This window comes from Priestia sp. SIMBA_032 (genome assembly GCF_046535215.1).
In the GTDB taxonomy this organism is placed as follows: domain Bacteria; phylum Bacillota; class Bacilli; order Bacillales; family Bacillaceae_H; genus Priestia; species Priestia aryabhattai.
In genome coordinates this window covers 1-296 of record NZ_JAWRXD010000416.1, presented here as the reverse complement: position 1 = coordinate 296, position 296 = coordinate 1, and the positions used below count along the sequence as shown (strand labels likewise).

General features: G+C 37.8%; 1 pseudogene. It reads left to right on the top strand.

Going from position 1 to position 296, the window contains the following annotated elements:
- Positions 1-218 (top strand): annotated as a pseudogene (locus tag SB717_RS34975) (hypothetical protein); the annotation flags it as partial.
- Positions 219-296: the final 78 nt, after the last annotated feature.

Below are 296 nucleotides of genomic sequence, written 5' to 3'. Positions count from 1 at the left end.
CTAGTTTGTCGCAAGCACAACGTGCTTTTGTACAGAACTGCTTAATCGTTATCGCCATGCCAATTGTTATTATGTTGATGTCAAAAGAAGCATATGGATTTTTAGCAGGTTCTATGATGGGGAAAATCGCGTTAGCGGTAAATATGTTCATTGTCTTTTTCTTAGCAACCCGTGTAGAAAAGATTGCAAATTATAACCCAACAGAAAGAGGGGAATAAGGTGGCTACGATTTTAGCTGTAGTGGTATTCGTTGTCATGTACTGGGTATTCTCTACCTTTCTACAAAGTAAAAAAGA